Origin of the sequence: Mucilaginibacter sp. (genome assembly GCF_028288105.1) — a bacterium.
GTDB lineage: Bacteria > Bacteroidota > Bacteroidia > Sphingobacteriales > Sphingobacteriaceae > Mucilaginibacter.
This window is the reverse complement of sequence record NZ_JAQBOI010000196.1, coordinates 1-3,886: the sequence shown is the minus strand read 5'-3', so window position 1 is coordinate 3,886 and position 3,886 is coordinate 1. Positions and strand designations below refer to the sequence as shown.

At 44.0% G+C, this 3,886-nt stretch carries 5 protein-coding genes; 1 reads left to right on the top strand and 4 read right to left on the bottom strand.

The genetic code is table 11. The features are described from left to right. Positions 1-62 precede the first annotated feature (62 nt). Complete coding sequence (locus JWQ85_RS13540; RefSeq protein ID WP_299468809.1) at positions 63-932, top strand: transglutaminase-like domain-containing protein; 870 nt, start codon at positions 63-65, stop codon at positions 930-932. 104 nt (positions 933-1,036) lie between these two features. On the opposite strand, the gene JWQ85_RS13535 is transcribed toward JWQ85_RS13540, so the two are convergent. The 4 genes from JWQ85_RS13535 to prfB all read right to left on the bottom strand — a co-directional run. Then, positions 1,037-1,375 (bottom strand): DHCW motif cupin fold protein, encoded by a 339-nt coding sequence (locus JWQ85_RS13535; RefSeq protein WP_299468807.1) that lies wholly within the window; start codon positions 1,373-1,375, stop codon positions 1,037-1,039. Further along, positions 1,375-1,824 carry an ankyrin repeat domain-containing protein gene (locus JWQ85_RS13530; RefSeq protein WP_299468805.1) on the bottom strand — a complete coding sequence of 150 codons (450 nt, stop codon included), beginning with the start codon at positions 1,822-1,824 and terminating at the stop codon, positions 1,375-1,377. Before JWQ85_RS13530 ends, JWQ85_RS13535 begins: the two co-directional genes overlap by 1 nt. A 3-nt stretch (positions 1,825-1,827) precedes the next feature. Further along, on the bottom strand, positions 1,828-2,742 hold the full coding sequence (locus JWQ85_RS13525) for an alpha/beta hydrolase (protein WP_299468803.1): 915 nt from the start codon (positions 2,740-2,742) through the stop codon (positions 1,828-1,830). A gap of 125 nt (positions 2,743-2,867) precedes the next feature. Next, positions 2,868-3,886 (bottom strand): peptide chain release factor 2 (prfB, locus tag JWQ85_RS13520; RefSeq protein WP_299468801.1); only part of this gene is annotated, 1,019 nt, incomplete at its 5' end.

Genomic DNA, 3,886 nt, shown 5'->3' with positions numbered 1-3,886 from the left:
AACGTTAAATTAAACATCGCTGTAAAAATATTAAAACGTTTAGTATTTTAGCATTAAGAGATATGATTAATCCTACAGAAGTAAATTCATTGATTCGTTTGCTGGACGATCCGGATACTGAAATATTTGGGCACGTTCACGAAAAGCTGCTTTCCTATGGCCCAGAGGCCATACATTACCTGGAAAGCGCCTTCGAACAAGCGTTCGACCCTACACAGCAGGAACGTATAGCAAACCTTGTACACGAGATACAATTTGGTACAGTAAAGAACGATCTGAAGCTTTGGTACCAGAGCGGATCGTTTGACCTACTACAAGGCATCCTCATTGTCAACCGCTATCAATACCCCGATCTTGACGAGCAGAAGGTAATTAACCAGATAGAATCTATCAAGCGCGACATCTGGATACACATGATGAATGAGGCCAGCCCTGTTGAGCAGGTAAAGCTAATGAACCACGTATTTTACAGTATTCACGGTTTTAGCGGCAATACCACTAACCACCGCGACCCGCAGAATAGCTACATAAGCCAGGTGCTGGAAAATAAAAAGGGCAACCAGATCTCGCTTGCAATTATCTATTCTATTATTGCCCAAAAGCTGGATATCCCTGTTTACGGCGTAAACCTGCCACAGCATTTTATTTTAGCCTATTTAGATGAAACCCAGGGAACCGAGTTTGAAGGCGGCATCCTATTTTATATCAACGCGTTTAATAAAGGCTTCATTTTTGGCCGTAGGGATGTGGATATGTTTCTGAAACAGCTTAACCTGCAATTTGATAAGCAATTTTACGAACCATGTACAAATGCCGATATTATTAAGCGTGTGTTGCGTAACCTTATTAGTGCTTATGAGCACCTGGGGTCGTCAGATAAGGTAGATGAATTGAATGAATTGCTGGACATCCTTATCCCCCCAAACCATTGAGCGGAAGACAAGCTTTTGGACGGATTTATTGAGTATTTATTAACCAAAAAAGGGGATTAATTTCGCCTTAAAAAGGCCTTATTTCGCCTCAAAAAAGCATTTAATTATCCCTTCAAAAAATCTCCGTCAATTATTAAAAGTTTTACTCCCGTTTTGGATGTAGACCTGTGCAAACTCGCCTCATCAGAAACTATATAACTTTCGCCCCGGCCTAAAGTAAACACTTCGCCGGTGGATAGTTCGCTGTCAAAACTGCCTTCTAAACAATGTACAATGTGGCCCTTCTGGCACCAATGATCGGCGAGGTAACCGGGGGAGTATTCCACCAACCTAATCCGCAAGCCAGGCAACTGCAGGGTTTGCCAGTAAGACGTGCCTTGCTCGCCTACATGTTCTTCTTTTGGGATATTATCCCATTGAATGGTTTGAAAGGCGATACTCATCACTCTTTAATCTTTTCCTCAATGAGCTTTATAACTTCTGGGTTATTCTTTTCTTTCGCTGCCGATAAAACTGTATTTCCCTGTCCATCGGTTGCCTTAGCATCCGCGCCTTTTTGTATTAGATATTTAACGATCTCTATGTTTCCGCCATTTGCTGCATACATTAATGGCGTAGTATTAAACCAATCCCTTCCATTAACATTTGCTTTGTGCTCTATTAACAACTTTACAGATTTAAAATCCTTGTTTGTAACCGCTACAATGAGCAAATTCATTTCGGCTTGCCCCATTTTAAACTTGTAGTTGGCATCGGCTCCTTTAGTAAGCAGTTTCTCTACTTCTACGGTATCTTTAGCCGAAACGGCTTTATACAGGCGTATATTCACATCCTGCGCCATGGCATACAGGCCGATACACAACAGACAAAATACCAGTAATATTTTTTTCATAGCTTATTTACCCAACCACCCATTATCGCCCATCCAGATCTTCGCCCATTCAAACCAAAGGCCTTTGCTTTTAGGGTTAAACATCCCAAAGCCATGTCCGCCTGCCGGGAACAGGTGCATTTCGGCTTTTACCTTATTTTTTACCAGGGCATCATACATCAGTAAAGCATTCTCTACAGGTACCACATCATCATCCTCCGCATGCACTATAAAAGTTGGCGGTGTGTTGGTCGTTACCTGTTTCTCGTTAGAGTACAGGTTCAGCTGTTCTTGCGTGGGGTTTTTACCTAATAAATTCTCGCGCGAGCCTGCGTGGGTTTTTTCGCCGAAGGTTATCACTGGGTAAATCAGCATCATAAAATCGGGCCGAACGCTGATATTATCTTTATTATCAATAACTACTTTATCAAAGTGCGTGCCCTCGGTAGATGCCAAATGGCCACCTGCCGAAAAGCCGATAATACCTATCCGATTGGGATTGATCCCCCATTTGGCGGCATCCTGCCTCACCATTTGGATAGCACGCTGCGCATCCTGCTGCGGACCAATCGTTTTATCTACCATGATCAGATCCGTAGGTAAACGGTATTTCAATACAAATGCCGTTACACCTATCTTGTTAAATTCTTTAGCTATGGCAAAGCCTTCATGTGCCGATGCCAGGCCTGCGTAGGATCCGCCCGGGCATATTATAACGGCTGTACCATTGGCTGTTCCCTTTTCGGGCACGTAAGCCGTAAGCGTGGGTATGCTCACATTGGTTATCCAAAATGTATCGTTAATGGTTTCAACATAGCTTGCCGGGGTAGGCTTTGAATTGGGGACACCATTAGGGTATAATGGCATTGGTTTTTCCTGGCTAAAGGCTCCGGTAGCAGTAACAGTCAAAATCAGGGCGGTTAAAATATTCTTTATCATTATGAGCAGTAATTGGTGATGCCAAAGTACAATTTATGTTATCGCCATGCAAATGCAGGGGGCTCGTGCGATTCCTCCCCCTGAAGAGGTGCAGGAACTAATTGTGGGGAGGGAATTTATAGCACTTAATTTTTCGGTCCGCCAAATTCCATTAGGTACGATTTTAAAAACTCGTTTAAATCGCCATCCAATACGGCGGCAGCGTTCGAGGTTTCGTGGTCGGTACGCAAATCTTTCACCAATTTATAAGGGTGTAACACGTAATTACGTATCTGTGAGCCCCACTCTATCTTTTTCTTGTTCCCCTCAACCGCGCTCGATGCTTCCGCGCGTTTACGCATTTCAGCCTCGTATAATTGCGATTTTAGCAAGCGGATAGCGTTCTCCTTATTCTGCAATTGCGAGCGCGATTCCTGGTTTTTAATGATAATGCCCGATGGCTTGTGATATAAACGAACAGCGGTTTCCACCTTGTTTACGTTTTGCCCGCCGGCACCGCCAGCACGAAAAGTTTCAAACTCAATATCGGCATCCTTTACCTCAATTTCAATGGTATCATCAACTAATGGATACACGTAAACAGATGCGAACGATGTATGTCGCTTGGCATTGGCATCAAAAGGCGATACACGCACCAGTCGGTGAACGCCGTTCTCTCCTTTTAGATATCCGTAAGCAAAATCGCCTTCCAACTGCAAGGTAACGGTTTTTACACCGGCCACATCGCCCGGCTGATAATCCTGCTCGGTAACTTTGTAGCCATTTTTTTCGCCCCACATAATGTACATACGCATCAGCATACCGGCCCAGTCGCAGCTTTCGGTACCACCGGCCCCGGCCGTAATTTGCAATACGGCGTTAAACTGGTCTTCCTCGGCGCTAAGCATGTTTTTAAATTCAAGCTCTTCAACCGCGGTTAATGCCGTAGCATATTGCTCGTTCATTTCGGCCTCGGTAGCATCGCCACTCTGGAAAAACTCGAACAATACGTTGGTATCTTCAACTACCGATACAACCTTCTGGAAAGCATCGGTCCATATTTTTTTTGTTTTGATGGATGCCAGAACCTTCTCGGCATCTTTAGGATGATCCCAAAAGTTTGGGCCTAAGGTTATATCCTGTTCCTTTTGCATGGCATCGAGTT